General features: G+C 60.5%; 15 protein-coding genes. 6 read left to right on the forward strand and 9 right to left on the reverse strand.

Features of this window, described 5'->3' with window-relative positions; genetic code table 11:
• Positions 1-30 precede the first annotated feature (30 nt).
• Positions 31-1,431, forward strand: a complete 1,401-nt coding sequence (locus NPS56_RS05095; protein ID WP_274073729.1) for an aminoacyl-tRNA deacylase and HDOD domain-containing protein — start codon at positions 31-33, stop codon at positions 1,429-1,431.
• A 43-nt stretch (positions 1,432-1,474) separates the two neighbouring features.
• Here NPS56_RS05095 and NPS56_RS05100 read toward each other — a convergent pair whose 3' ends face one another.
• From NPS56_RS05100 to NPS56_RS05120, 5 genes are all read right to left on the reverse strand, one after another.
• Positions 1,475-1,855 carry a helicase gene (locus NPS56_RS05100; RefSeq protein ID WP_274073730.1) on the reverse strand — a complete coding sequence of 127 codons (381 nt, stop codon included), beginning with the start codon at positions 1,853-1,855 and terminating at the stop codon, positions 1,475-1,477.
• 148 nt (positions 1,856-2,003) lie between these two features.
• Positions 2,004-2,378 carry a DUF6124 family protein gene (locus tag NPS56_RS05105; RefSeq protein WP_274073731.1) on the reverse strand — a complete coding sequence of 125 codons (375 nt, stop codon included), beginning with the start codon at positions 2,376-2,378 and terminating at the stop codon, positions 2,004-2,006.
• A gap of 425 nt (positions 2,379-2,803) precedes the next feature.
• A complete protein-coding gene (locus NPS56_RS05110) occupies positions 2,804-3,079 on the reverse strand; it encodes an HU family DNA-binding protein (protein WP_003213368.1) in 276 nt (91 codons plus the stop codon).
• Positions 3,080-3,273: 194 nt separating this feature from the next.
• Positions 3,274-4,422, reverse strand: coding sequence for an NAD(P)/FAD-dependent oxidoreductase (locus NPS56_RS05115; RefSeq protein WP_274073732.1), 1,149 nt, complete (start codon positions 4,420-4,422; stop codon positions 3,274-3,276).
• 20 nt (positions 4,423-4,442) lie between these two features.
• On the reverse strand, positions 4,443-4,610 hold the full coding sequence (locus NPS56_RS05120) for a rubredoxin (protein ID WP_003437744.1): 168 nt from the start codon (positions 4,608-4,610) through the stop codon (positions 4,443-4,445).
• Positions 4,611-4,809: 199 nt separating this feature from the next.
• On the opposite strand from NPS56_RS05120, the gene NPS56_RS05125 reads away from it, so the two are divergent.
• Together NPS56_RS05125 and ubiA are read left to right on the forward strand one after the other, a co-directional pair.
• Positions 4,810-5,361, forward strand: a complete 552-nt coding sequence (locus NPS56_RS05125; RefSeq protein ID WP_274073733.1) for a chorismate--pyruvate lyase family protein — start codon at positions 4,810-4,812, stop codon at positions 5,359-5,361.
• Entirely contained in the window at positions 5,361-6,251 is an 891-nt protein-coding gene (ubiA, locus tag NPS56_RS05130) for a 4-hydroxybenzoate octaprenyltransferase (protein ID WP_274073734.1), read from the forward strand. Before NPS56_RS05125 ends, ubiA begins: the two co-directional genes overlap by 1 nt.
• A gap of 71 nt (positions 6,252-6,322) precedes the next feature.
• On the opposite strand, the gene NPS56_RS05135 is transcribed toward ubiA, so the two are convergent.
• Positions 6,323-6,709 carry a COG4315 family predicted lipoprotein gene (locus NPS56_RS05135; protein WP_274073735.1) on the reverse strand — a complete coding sequence of 129 codons (387 nt, stop codon included), beginning with the start codon at positions 6,707-6,709 and terminating at the stop codon, positions 6,323-6,325.
• Between the two features lie 152 nt (positions 6,710-6,861).
• Here NPS56_RS05135 and phoB point away from each other — a divergent pair, with 152 nt between their 5' ends.
• The 3 genes from phoB (at position 6,862) to NPS56_RS05150 (ending at position 10,438) form a co-directional block, all read left to right on the forward strand.
• Positions 6,862-7,551: a phosphate regulon transcriptional regulator PhoB gene (gene phoB / locus NPS56_RS05140; RefSeq protein ID WP_020797927.1), complete on the forward strand. Its 690-nt coding sequence runs from the start codon at positions 6,862-6,864 to the stop codon at positions 7,549-7,551.
• A gap of 136 nt (positions 7,552-7,687) precedes the next feature.
• Positions 7,688-8,974, forward strand: a complete 1,287-nt coding sequence (gene phoR / locus NPS56_RS05145; protein ID WP_274073871.1) for a phosphate regulon sensor histidine kinase PhoR — start codon at positions 7,688-7,690, stop codon at positions 8,972-8,974.
• Positions 8,975-9,097: 123 nt separating this feature from the next.
• On the forward strand, positions 9,098-10,438 hold the full coding sequence (locus NPS56_RS05150; protein ID WP_274073736.1) for a hemolysin family protein: 1,341 nt from the start codon (positions 9,098-9,100) through the stop codon (positions 10,436-10,438).
• A 113-nt stretch (positions 10,439-10,551) separates the two neighbouring features.
• On the opposite strand, the gene NPS56_RS05155 is transcribed toward NPS56_RS05150, so the two are convergent.
• The 3 genes from NPS56_RS05155 to phoU all read right to left on the reverse strand — a co-directional run bounded on the left by NPS56_RS05155 (position 10,552) and on the right by phoU (position 13,477).
• Positions 10,552-11,448, reverse strand: a complete 897-nt coding sequence (locus NPS56_RS05155) for a peptidoglycan DD-metalloendopeptidase family protein (RefSeq protein WP_274073737.1) — start codon at positions 11,446-11,448, stop codon at positions 10,552-10,554.
• Positions 11,449-11,735: 287 nt separating this feature from the next.
• Positions 11,736-12,635, reverse strand: a complete 900-nt coding sequence (locus NPS56_RS05160; RefSeq protein WP_274073738.1) for a response regulator — start codon at positions 12,633-12,635, stop codon at positions 11,736-11,738.
• An 80-nt stretch (positions 12,636-12,715) separates the two neighbouring features.
• Positions 12,716-13,477 (reverse strand): phosphate signaling complex protein PhoU, encoded by a 762-nt coding sequence (gene phoU / locus NPS56_RS05165; protein ID WP_008064514.1) that lies wholly within the window; start codon positions 13,475-13,477, stop codon positions 12,716-12,718.
• Positions 13,478-13,522: the final 45 nt, after the last annotated feature.

Here is a 13,522-nt window from a genome sequence, read left to right on the forward strand (position 1 = left end):
CCTGAAATTGTTTTGAACCGGATACAGACCATGACCGAAGTTGCCCTCGCACCTGATACTCCGCACGCTCCGTCGGTCATTCGTCTGCTGCTGGAAAAAATGGGCATCACCTTCGAAGAAGTGCTCGACCATCATGGCCTGAATGCCGCGCGCAAAGTCCAGGCCGTGCTGCTCGATGACAGTGTCGGTTCGCTGATGGTGTTGTATCCGCAGAGTCAATTGCTCGACCTCAATCGCCTGACCGAACTCACCGGCCGGCGGCTCACGGCCGTGTCGACCGAACGCCTGGAAAAAATGCTCGGCAAGCACCACCTGAGCCTGCTGCCGGGCTTGCCATCGCTGACCAGCTCGCCCTGCCTGTACGAAGAAAGCCTGTTGCGCGAGCCCATGGTGTTGGTCAACTCGGGGGAGCCGGGCGTACTGCTGGAGATCAGCAGTGAAGCCTTCCGGTCCATGCTGACCAAGGCCAGCGCCGCCAACTTCGGCGAGAACCTGAGCAGCATCCGCCCCAACCTCGATCGCCCTGACGATGACCGCGAGGAAATCTCCCAGGCCGTCCAGGCGTTCACCGCGCGCCGCATCCAGCAACGACTGGAAGCGACCATCGAGATTCCACCGCTGGCCGAAACGGCGCAGAAGATCATCAAGCTGCGCGTCGATCCCAACGCCACCATCGACGACATTACCGGCGTGGTCGAAACCGACCCGGCGCTGGCCGCACAAGTGGTGAGCTGGGCGGCATCGCCGTACTACGCCTCACCGGGCAAGATCCGTTCGGTGGAAGACGCGATCGTCCGGGTACTGGGTTTCGACCTGGTGATCAACCTGGCGCTGGGCCTGGCCCTGGGCAAAACCCTGAGCTTGCCCAAGGACCGCCCGCAACACAGCACACCGTACTGGCAGCAATCGATCTACACGGCCGCGGTCATCGAAGGCCTGACCCGCGCCATGCCCCGCGCCCAGCGCCCGGAAGCGGGCCTGACCTACCTGGCGGGCCTGCTGCACAACTTCGGCTACCTGTTGCTGGCCCACGTGTTCCCGCCGCACTTCTCGCTGATCTGCCGGCACATGGAGGTCAACCCGCACCTGTGCCACAGCTTTGTGGAACAACACCTGCTGGGCATCAGCCGTGAACAGATCGGCTCATGGCTGATGCGCTACTGGGACATGCCGGAAGAGCTCACCACCGCGCTGCGCTTCCAGCACGACCCGACCTACGACGGCACGTTCGCCGAGTACCCGAACCTGGTGTGCCTCGCCGTGCGCCTGCTGCGCAGCCGAGGCATCGGCTCCGGACCGGACGAAGACATCCCCGACGCCCTGCTGGAGCGCCTCGGCCTGAGCCGCGCCAAGGCCGAAGACGTCGTCAGCAAGGTGCTTGAAGCCGAAGTGATGCTGCGCGAACTCGTGTCGCAATTCAGCCAGGGGTGAAGTACCTCATCGGAACGCCACCCCTTTAGGAGCGAGCTTGCTCCTACACCTTCTTCGGCTTCTTCGGCTTCAAATACTTGGTCAACCCCTGGAACCAGATCACCAGCGCCGGGTTGCCCTTGATCTGAATCGACTTGTCCTGGATCCCCGTCATGAACGCCAACTGCTTGTTCTTCGCCTGCATCGTGGCAAAACCATACGCCGCGTCCTTGAAGGCAATCGCAAACGCCGGCTCATCGTGCACACCCGCCTTGCTGGTAATGCGCTGATCCTTCACCCGGAAGTGCCGCGCTACTTTCCCGTCCAGGGTCTGCAGCTGAAACACCAACGCCTTGTCACCCAGCTGCTGCTGGAACGCAGGATTGGAGCGACTGGCCCGGCTCATCAATAGACCCATCATCCACAGCAGAAAACGAAATTTCATGTGCACAGCCTCAAAAGAAAAATGAACGGCCGGCGCAGTGTAGCGATTAAAAGCCAGAATGCCACCTTCGCGATACGTTAGGAGGAGATGCCCGATTTTTTGACGCCGATGACTACCAAGTCACTGACGACAGCTCTCCTTTTAGGGCTCAAACAGGTTGCGACGGGGCAACATTATCCAGCACCCGATTGACCGCCAACTCACCGAGCATGATCACCTGCTGCAGCGCCAACATCGTGCTGCGGTGCGCCCCTTCCAGCATCGCGGCGATTTCACTCGCCATCACGTTCGCCGAGGCCAACGACTCACAGGCGTGGGCCAACAGCGTTTCGTTGTCGATGTCCGGGGCCACGACAAAGATCGTGCTGGGCGTATGGGCGCCAGTCATGACCAGGGCATTGGGTTTCAGGTAATGGTCCAGGGCGCGATTGGCAGCCTGGTGCAACTTTCTGGAAGTCGCGGACATGTACGGGGTAGTGCTTTCGGTTTCCGATCCGGCGGGTAAATCATTGACCTTGGGCATGGTGAATCTCCGAGGAATATTGGAGTGACCACGCTAACCTTCGCGCTTCCGAAGGCCAACCTTAAAAAAGCGTCGGATGCTTCCTCAATTTTGTAAGCAATTTCATCATTTTCGAACCGTGTTTAAGGATTTGAAACTCGCCGTTTGTAAGCCCCCCACCTCGCGCGTGCACTCTCCTGTAGGAGCTGCCGCAGGCTGCGATCCTTTGATTTTCCCCTCTCGCAAACCTTTCGGAAATTTCCTTCAAGCTTAAGGATCCTCCGATTGGTGGCGGCCGCGTATCGCTTGCAGTTTGATGGTGCCTGACACACCGCCTTCGCTGGCAAGCCAGCTCCTGCAAAGGCCGGAGTCGAGACAAAAAAAATAGGCACCCAACCTTGTTGGCGTGCCCATTTTTTCAGCAGCCCCGCAAAGGGGCATGCGAATTACGGATTAACACTATCCTTCAACGACTTACCCGGCTTGAACGCAACAGTGTTGCTGGCCTTGATTTTAACCGGCTCACCGGTTTGCGGGTTTTTGCCGGTGCGGGCACCGCGGTGGCGTTGCAGGAAGGTGCCGAAACCTACCAGCGTCACGCTGTCCTTGCGGTGCAGGGCGCCGGTGATTTCTTCGAGAACGGCATTGAGGACGCGGTTGGCCTGCTCTTTGGTGAGATCTGCTTTTTCAGCAATGGCTGCGGCGAGTTCTGGTTTACGCATATGAGTGAAGCCCCTTTGACGGTTTGTTGTTGTTATGTCCGTGCTGCTCTCTGCGGAGCAGCGCCCAAAGCGCCGCAGGTGCTCTACTCTGCGGCAGACGGGAGTGAGGATGGCACGCAGCGAGGAGCCGCGCCAGTGTCGGCGCGGCCAATGTTTGAGCAAAAGGGGGGTTATTCCGACAGAACGACCGGTATTTACGCCAGCAGTGCCGGAAGCTCTTTGTTGAGGGCCAGTTTTTCCATCACGGCCGCGCCTGTCAGGGCATATCCGAGCAGTTTGCCGTTGCTATCGCGGCATAAAACCTTGATGTCGGCGCCCTGCCCTTCGACCGTCCAGACGCCCTCCGAACCCCGTGGTGGCGGCGATACCACCAATGGGCAGACCGGAGTTTTCACGGTAATGGGCATCGGACCATAGCTGACCACCGTCGGGTTACCGGCGAGGGTCTGGGCCAGCGCTCTCGCACAACTCATCAGGGGCATCACGTACAACAGATTCAGCCCATCGACCTCGGCGCAGTCACCCAAGGCGTAGATGTTGGCGTGGGAGGTTTGCAGGTGGCGGTCGACCACTACGCCGCGATTGACTTGCAAGCCAGCAGCCGCGGCCAGGTCGATGCGCGGACGCAGGCCAATGGCCGAGACCACCACGTCGCACGGAATGACCTGACCGTCGGAAAGATGGGCTTCCAGGCCGTCAGCAACCCGCTGCAGGCGATTGAGTACCGGGCCGAGGTGGAAGCGTGCGCCCAGGCTTTCCAGCCCGGCCTGGACCGCTGCGGCCGCCGCCGGGTGCAACAGGGTCGGCATGACCTGCTCGCACGGCGCAACCAGTTGCACCTCGTAGCCACCCAGGGTCAGGTCGTTGGCGAATTCGCAGCCGATCAGGCCGGCGCCCAGCAACAATACCCGTCGCTTGCCGGCCGCTGCCGCGCGAAAGCGCGCGTAGTCTTCCAGGTCGTTGATCGGGAATATGCAATCCGCTGCGTCGCCTTCGATGGGCACGCGCACGGTTTCGGCGCCCCAGGCCAACACCAGGTCACGGTAGATCACCGCTTCCTCGCCGATCCACAGCCGCTTGTGGCCCGGGTCGATGCCACTGATGCGGGTATGGGTACGCACTTCGGCCTTCAACTGCTCGGCCATCGCGCCCGGTTCGGCCATGCTCAGGCCGTCGGCATCCTTGTTCTTGCCGAATCCAGTAGAGAGCATGGGCTTGGAGTAGGAGCGCCCGTCATCGGCGGTAATCAGCAGCAGCGGGGTTTCGCTGTCGAGTTTGCGAAACTCGCGGGCGACGTTGTAGCCAGCCAGCCCGGTACCAATGATGACGACAGGTGCGTTCATTCCTTACTCCTCTAATTGTCTCAGTTGATTTCGATCATTTCGAAATCCATTTTGCCGACGCCGCAATCCGGGCACAGCCAGTCTTCCGGCACGTCTTGCCACAGGGTGCCCGGCGCGATGCCGTCATCGGGCCAACCGTCGGCTTCGTTATAGATCAGGCCGCAGACGATACATTGCCACTTTTTCATTCAGGTACTTCCTCAAATTCAGGCTTTTACTGGCGCGAACGGTCGATGGATAAAGTGCTGCTGTCCGGCTCAGGGCGTTTTGTACTGATGGGGCCGGACAGATGCAAGCGTGTTCGGCGCAATGGACGCCCGGATCACTCAAACTTATCAGCTGACATGGTAAGCTCGCCGCCTCATTTGCTGCCAATAATGACTCACTGTGCCGCACTCAAAACCCCCATTCTGGGTGACCAGAAGCCAACTCGCTCCCCTCCCCGACACGTCTACCCTCGACTGGTTGTTCGACGAAGGATCACTGACCCGTCGCCTGACCCGTTTGTCGAATGACGGCTTCAGCGTCACGCCGCTGTTCGAAGGCTGGCAGCCTCTGCGTGCTGACGAATGTGCCGCCCTGGACCTGGCTGAAGACAGTGAGGGCTGGGTGCGCGAGGTGTATCTGCGCGGTCATGGCGAGGCTTGGGTGTTTGCCCGCAGCGTCGCGGCACGTAGTGCACTACAGGGCGACGGCTTGCACATGGACGAGCTGGGCAGTCGCTCCCTGGGCGAATTGCTGTTTTGCGATCACGCCTTCCAGCGCCGGGCCATCGAGGTTTGTCACTATCCTCAGGCGTGGCTGCCGGCGGAAGTGCGAGCGCCAGAGTTGTGGGGCCGGCGCTCGCGCTTCGACCGTGGCGCCCTGAGTGTGCTAGTAGCCGAGATTTTCCTGCCGACCCTGTGGAGCGCCGCCGGCGCCGATCCGGAGAATTGCTGATGTACCAGAGCCTGCTCAAGTCCTTGAACCGCTTGAATCCCCGGGCCTGGGACTTCATTCAGCTGACGCGCATGGACAAGCCGATCGGCATCTACCTGCTGCTGTGGCCGACGCTGTGGGCGCTGTGGATTGCCGGCAAGGGCTCGCCGTCCCTGGCCAATATCGTGATTTTCGTCCTTGGCGTGGTGCTGACCCGCGCGGGCGGCTGCGTGATCAATGATTGGGCGGACCGCAAGGTCGATGGCCATGTGAAACGCACCGAACAGCGACCGCTGGTGAGCGGCAAGATCAGTTCCCGGGAAGCCCTGGTGTTCTTTGCGCTGCTGATGGGCGTGAGTTTCCTGTTGGTGCTGTGCACCAATGCCGCCACCATCTGGTTGTCACTCGGCGGCCTGGCGCTAGCGTTCAGTTATCCGTTCATGAAGCGCTACACCTATTACCCACAGGTGGTGCTGGGGGCGGCGTTCTCCTGGGGCATGCCGATGGCATTCACCGCCGAAACCGGCGAACTGCCGGCGGCGGCCTGGCTGCTGTACATCGCCAACCTGATGTGGACGGTGGGTTATGACACCTACTACGCGATGACCGACCGCGACGATGACTTGAAAATCGGCGTGAAATCCACGGCAATCCTGTTTGGCGAGGCCGACCGGGCGATCATCCTGACCTTGCAGGGGTTGGCGTTGGGTTGCCTGTTGCTGGCCGGTTCGAAATTCGAGCTGGGGGGCTGGTTCCACCTCGGTCTGGCGGTGGCGGCGGGCTGTTTTGCCTGGGAGTTCTGGTACACCCGCAGCAAAGACCGGATGCGTTGTTTCAAGGCGTTCTTGCACAACCATTGGGCGGGGTTGGCGATTTTTGTCGGGATTGTGCTGGATTACGGGTTGCGTTGAGGATGTTAAAAGATCGCAGCCTTCGGCAGCTCCTACAGGGGCTGCGATCTTTTTGCGAATTACGGCACCGGTTATTTTTGCGACTCATGCATGACGTGCCAGACGTCCTTCATCTTGTCGCCCTTCATGTCTCCCGGCTTTTCATCTTTCACGAACGTATACATCGGCTTGCCGTCGTAAGCGTATTGACTGGTACCGTCATCGCGCTTGATGACGCTCCACTTGCCAGACGCCGTGGCACCCGCCGGAGCCATCAATGGCGGCCAGTTCTTGGCGCAGTCGTCGTTACACATCGACTTTCCGCCCGAGTCCTTGTCGAACGTGTACAGGGTCATGCCCTTATGGTCGACCATCATCCCATCTTTCATCATCGCCGGGTCGGCGGCGAAGGCCATGGTCGGCAGCGTTAGCGCAGCAGTCACCAGCAAAGCCTTCCAGGATTGAGCAATGTGTTTCATGGAAACCTTCCGTTTGTGGTTGTCAGGATTCGGACTTAGAGCTTAGTCCAGGTTCATGACAATCGCCGGGGGACTAAAATACTGTCACACGACTGCAATAATTCCGTTATCTAATGCGGCGCAAGACAGTTAAATGACAAGAGGATTAACGCATGGTTGGCAGGAGCATTCTGATCGTCGACGACGAAGCACCCATTCGCGAAATGATCGCCGTTGCGTTGGAAATGGCCGGCTATGACTGCATGGAGGCGGAGAACTCCCAGCAGGCCCACGCCATTATCGTCGACCGCAAGCCGGACCTGATCCTGCTCGACTGGATGCTGCCCGGCACGTCCGGCATCGAGCTGGCCCGCCGCCTCAAGCGCGACGAGCTGACCGGGGACATCCCGATCATCATGCTCACCGCCAAGGGCGAAGAGGACAACAAGATCCAGGGCCTGGAAGTCGGCGCCGATGACTACATCACCAAACCCTTTTCCCCCCGCGAGCTGGTCGCGCGCCTCAAGGCAGTGCTGCGCCGAGCCGGCCCTAGCGATGGCGAAGCGCCAATCGAAGTCGGCGGCCTGCTGCTCGACCCGATCGGCCACCGCGTGACCATCGACGGCAAACCGGCGGAAATGGGGCCGACCGAATACCGTCTGCTGCAATTCTTCATGACCCACCAGGAACGCGCCTACACCCGTGGCCAGTTGTTGGACCAGGTCTGGGGCGGCAACGTGTATGTCGAGGAGCGCACCGTCGACGTGCACATCCGGCGCCTGCGCAAAGCCCTCGGCGATGCCTACGAAAACCTGGTACAAACCGTGCGCGGAACCGGATATCGGTTTTCGACCAAGGCATGAATACAGCGGCAAGCTACAAGCTACAAGCGGCAAGCAGAAACACCGCCGATCTAACTTGAGGCTTGCAGCTTGAAACTTAAAGCTGCGTTAAGGACGCTCCGTGAACCAAAACTGGCATGGCACCCTGATTCGCCACATGCTGCTGCTGGTCACCGCCTGCCTGGTGATCGGCCTGATCACCGGCTACTACGGCTGGAGCCTCGCCGCGGGACTTGGCGTTTACCTGGCCTGGACCCTCAAGCAACTGCTGCGCCTGCACGAATGGCTGCGCCTGCACAAACCCGATGAAGCGCCACCCGATGGCTACGGCCTGTGGGGCGAAGTGTTCGACAGCATCTACCACCTGCAACGTCGCGACCAACGCGTTCGCGGACGCCTGCAAGCGGTCATCGACCGGGTCCAGGAGTCCACCGCGGCCTTGAAGGACGCGGTGGTCATGCTCGACAGCGATGGCAACCTGGAATGGTGGAACCGCGCCGCTGAAACCCTGCTGGGCTTAAAGACGCCGCAGGACAGCGGCCAGCCGGTGACCAACCTGGTACGCCATCCGCGCTTCAAGGAATACTTCGAGCAGGACAGCTACGCCGAACCGCTGGAAATCCCGTCGCCGACCAACGACCGCATGCGTATCCAGCTGTACATCACCCGCTACGGCAACAATGAACACCTGATGCTGGTGCGCGACGTGACGCGTATCCATCAGCTGGAGCAGATGCGCAAAGACTTCATCGCCAACGTTTCCCACGAACTGCGCACGCCGCTGACGGTGATCTGTGGCTATCTGGAAACCCTGCTCGACAACGTCGAGGAAGTGAACCCGCGCTGGACCCGCGCCCTGCAGCAAATGCAGCAGCAAGGCGGGCGCATGCAGACCTTGCTCAACGACCTGCTGTTGCTGGCCAAACTGGAAGCCACCGATTACCCGTCGGACAACCAGCCGGTGGCCATCGACGGCTTGCTGCAATCGATCAAGGGTGACGCCCAGCAGCTGTCCGGCCAGAAAAACCAGAAAATCACCCTGGAAGCCGACCCGACGATCCTGCTCAAGGGCAGTGAAGCGGAATTGCGCAGCGCGTTTTCCAACCTGGTGTTCAACGCGGTGAAATACACCCAGGCCGAAGGCAACATCCGCATTCGCTGGTGGGGCGATGAGCAAGGTGCGCACCTGAGCGTGCAGGATTCCGGGATCGGTATCGACAGCAAACACCTGCCGCGCCTGACCGAACGTTTCTACCGCGTCGACTCCAGTCGCAACTCCAACACCGGCGGCACCGGGCTGGGCCTGGCAATCGTCAAGCACGTGCTGTTGCGCCACCGCGCGCGGATGGAAATCAGCAGTGTGCCGGGGCACGGCAGCACGTTTACCTGCCACTTTGCGCCCGCGCAGGTCAGCAGATCACGGGTTATCAGCACCACTGACTGATACCGGCCAGCACGCGCCACTAGGCAATCGCACGGTCAGCCGCTACATTGGCTGACTTGTGCCTGCCTTTCAGGTGCACTTTTTTCTTTCCTTTCGATTACACGGAACCCGCAAAACTCCATCATGGACCCTTCCCCTGGCTTGACCCTCGCAACAATATTCGCCGACTTCGGCATGATTCTTTTTGCTCTGATCCTGGTGTTGCTCAACGGCTTTTTCGTTGCGGCGGAATTTGCCATGGTCAAATTGCGCTCGACCCGGGTCGAAGCCATCGCTGAACAACACGGCTGGCGCGGGCACATCCTGCGCACCGTGCACAGTCAGCTCGATGCTTACCTGTCGGCGTGCCAATTGGGTATCACCCTCGCCTCCCTCGGCCTCGGCTGGGTCGGTGAGCCGGCGTTCGCGCATATTCTCGAGCCGGTGCTCGAAACGGTCGGCGTACAGTCGCCGGAAGTGGTCAAGGGCGTGTCGTTCTTCACCGCGTTCTTCATCATCTCGTACCTGCACATCGTGGTCGGCGAGCTCGCCCCGAAATCCTGGGCCATCCGCAAACCGGAATTGCTGTCGCTGTGGACCGCGGTGCCGCTGTACCTGTTCTACTGGGCCATGTACCCGGCCATTTACCTGCTCAACGCCAGCGCCAACCAGATCCTGCGCATCGCAGGGCAAGGCGAACCCGGCCCGCATCACGAGCACCATTACAGCCGCGAAGAACTGAAACTGATCCTGCACTCCAGCCGTGGCCAGGACCCGAGCGACCAGGGCATGCGCGTACTGGCCTCGGCCGTGGAAATGGGCGAACTGGAAGTGGTCGACTGGGCCAACTCCCGCGAAGACCTGGTGACCCTGGAGTTCAATGCACCGCTCAAGGAAATCCTGGCGATGTTCCGTCGCCACAAGTTCAGCCGTTACCCGGTGTATGACAGCGAGCGCCAGGAGTTCGTCGGCCTGCTGCACATCAAGGACCTGCTGCTTGAGCTGGCAGCCCTGGACCATATCCCGGAGTCGTTCAACCTGGCCGAACTGACACGTCCGCTGGAGCGCGTGTCGCGGCACATGCCGTTGTCGCAATTGCTGGAGCAGTTCCGCAAGGGCGGCTCGCACTTCGCCGTAGTCGAGGAAGCCGATGGCAACATCATCGGTTACCTGACCATGGAAGACGTGCTGGAAGTGCTGGTAGGCGATATCCAGGACGAACATCGCAAGGCCGAGCGCGGCATCCTCGCCTATCAACCGGGCAAGCTGCTGGTACGGGGCGATACGCCACTGTTCAAGGTCGAGCGGCTGCTGGGCATTGACCTGGACCACGTCGAGGCCGAAACCCTCGCAGGCCTGGTCTACGAAAGCCTCAAGCGTGTACCGGAAGAGGAAGAAGTGCTGGAAGTCGAAGGCCTGCGCATCATCATCAAAAAGATGAAAGGGCCGAAGATTGTGCTGGCCAAGGTGTTGATGCTCGATTGATGGGCTGATCTGGAACCGAGTCGATCCCTTCGCGAGCAAGCTTGCTCCTACAGGTTATGCGCAGATCCTGTAGGAGCTGGCTTGCCAGCGAAGGCGTCACGTCAGACTATCCATCACCGCTTGCCCAACGCAAAGTTGGGCAACGCGCCCATCGGTTGCTTGAACTGGTACGGAATCGACACCAATCCCATCCCGGTATTGCGCTGCACCACGAAGTGCAGATGCGGCCCGCTGCTGTTGCCGGTATTGCCCGATAGCGCCAGCGGGCTGCCCACCCCCACCCGCTGTCCTTCGCGAACGCTGACCGAACCTTTTTGCAGGTGCAGGTACACACCCATCGTCCCGTCATCGTGCAGCACCCGCACGAAATTGCCCGACGGATCGGTGCCACGCCCGGTCTGTCCATTTTCAGTCTTAACCACCATCCCGCCCCGCGCGGCAATAATCGGCGTGCCCTCCGGCATGGCGATGTCAATGGCATAGCGATTCCTCGGGCCGAAGTGGCTGTACTGGCCTTCGGCACCCTGACTCACGCGAAAGGGCCCGCCACGCCAGGGGTACGGATATCGGTAGGCCACGGCAGCGCCTGCGGGATCACCCAGGGAATATTCGAACTTTGGCAGATACGCGAGTGGCTGTCCGGCCTTGGTCGGCGTGAGCTGCGCCAGGCGAATGCTGCTACGCAAAGGCATCACCCGACGAATGGGACGACTCGGCGCACCGCTGACGTTTTTCAACCCGGTGAAACTCAATTCGATTTCTACCGGCGCATAGAGGTCATTGCGCACGTAGACGCTGTCCACACCGTCCTTTTTCATGATCACGAGGTACACCTGACGCTCGAGGTTTTCGACCATGCGATCGCGGAACGTGAACACGCTGGAGCCTTTGGTGGGGCGGTCGCTGTAGGAGACCACGCCATCGGCGTCGGTGGACTTGTAGATGGTCATGGCCATGGCCGAAGTCGAGGCGATGAAAAGACCACAGAAAAACAGCAGGCGCGCGAACATGGGCGGGATTCTGTCGAGTCAGGTTTGGGTTTGAGCCTAGCAGGCGCAATGGACCTGTGAAGTCGGCAGATGTTCAGATGGATGTACGGTGATTTCGAGGGCCTCTTCGCGAGCAAGAAGTTAGCACGATCACCTGTGGGAGCTAGCCTGCTGGCGATGACGGGCTGTCATTCAACATTGATGCCGACTGACCTGACGACATCGCCAGCAGGCTAGCTCCCACAGGACGGTGCAAACCCTGTGGGAGCGGCTTGCTCGCGATGGCGGGCTGGCAGGCGACGCCAGACTCAAGCGCCTGGAATGAAATGCTTCTGCGCGGTACCACGAGCAATCAGGCGGGAGATGTAGTCCAGTTTCTGAGCGTCCTGATCGACGAAGCGGAAGGTCAGTTGCAGCCAGTCGCTGTCGGGCTTTGGCTCGTGGGCCACCACGGCGTGCAGGTAACCGTTGAGCCGCGCCACTTCGGCACTCTCGCCCTGCTCCAGATCCAGTACGGCGCTGTCGAGGACCTGCGGCAGGCTGTCGGTGCGCTTGACCACCAGCAGCGCTTCCTTGAGGCTCAGCGCCTTGATCACGCACGGCTGGATGCCGTTGGGCAGCCGCAGCTGACCCTGGCCACGCCCGCCGCCGCCAGCAGCAGCAACCACTGGAGCCTTGACCGGTGGGCTGTTGAGCAAGCCTGGGGACGGTACAGCGGCCGCCGGTGCGCTCACGGCAGGCTTGGCGCCGGTCAATGCGTTCAGGGTGTCGGTACCGAATGCCGAGATCGTTTTGGTCGCCGCCACGCTCGTCAAGATGTCGAGTTTGCCGACCTTGTGCAGCGCCTGCTTGACCTTGGTGATCAGTTGCTCGTTGGTGAACGGCTTGCTGACGTAACCGGAAACGCCGGCCTGGATCGCCTGGACGACGTTCTCCTTGTCGCCGCGGCTGGTCACCATCACGAATGGCATGCCTTTGAGGCTGTCTTGCCCGCGGCACCAGGTCAGCAGTTCCAGGCCCGACATCTCCGGCATTTCCCAGTCGCACAGCACCAGGTCAAATGCTTCCCTGGCCAGCAGCGACTGAGCCTTGCGGCCGTTGACCGCGTCTTCGATGCGCATGCCCGGAAAATAGTTGCGCAGGCATTTCTTCACCAGGTCACGAATGAACGCAGCATCGTCCACGACCAACACACTGACCTTACTCATCCACAACCCCTTTAAAAAATCCCGGTGAACCCCAAACGAAAACGCCCGGCCAATAGGCCGGGCGCTTTAGTTGGGCAATCTTACTTATCGTCAGATTTGCCCGGAACATTAGCGGTTTCGCCGCTGGTCCCTTCAACTTCTTCCTTCATGCGCTTGAGGCCCAGGTGACGAACGTCAGTGCCGCGCACCAGATAAATCACCAGTTCCGAGATATTGCGCGCGTGGTCGCCGATACGCTCCAGCGAACGCAGGACCCAGATGATGCTCAAGACCCGCGAGATAGAGCGCGGGTCTTCCATCATGTAGGTTGCCAGCTCACGCAGGGCGGTCTTGTATTCGCGGTCGATGATCTTGTCGTACTGCGCCACTGACAACGCCAGGTCGGCGTCGAAACGGGCAAAGGCATCCAGCGCATCACGGACCATGTTGCGCACCTGGTCGCCGATGTGGCGCACCTCGACGTAACCGCGCGGTGCTTCGCCTTCTTCGCACAGCTGGATGGCGCGACGGGCGATCTTGGTCGCTTCGTCACCGATGCGCTCCAGGTCGATCACCGACTTGGAGATGCTGATGATCAGGCGCAAATCAGACGCCGCCGGCTGGCGACGGGCCAGGATGCGCAGGCATTCTTCGTCGATGTTGCGTTCCATCTGGTTGATCTGGTCGTCGATCTCGCGCACCTGCTGGGCCAGGCCGGAATCGGCCTCGATCAGCGCGGTGACCGCGTCGTTGACCTGCTTCTCGACCAGCCCGCCCATGGCCAGGAGGTGGCTGCGCACTTCCTCCAGTTCGGCGTTGAACTGCGCGGAAATGTGGTGGGTAAGGCCTTCTTTACTAATCATGCGATTGCTCCGCAAAAGCTGTAAGCCGCAAGCTACAAGCTGCAA

Origin of the sequence: Pseudomonas putida, from assembly GCF_028682635.1 — a bacterium.
Lineage (GTDB): Bacteria > Pseudomonadota > Gammaproteobacteria > Pseudomonadales > Pseudomonadaceae > Aquipseudomonas > Aquipseudomonas putida_AE.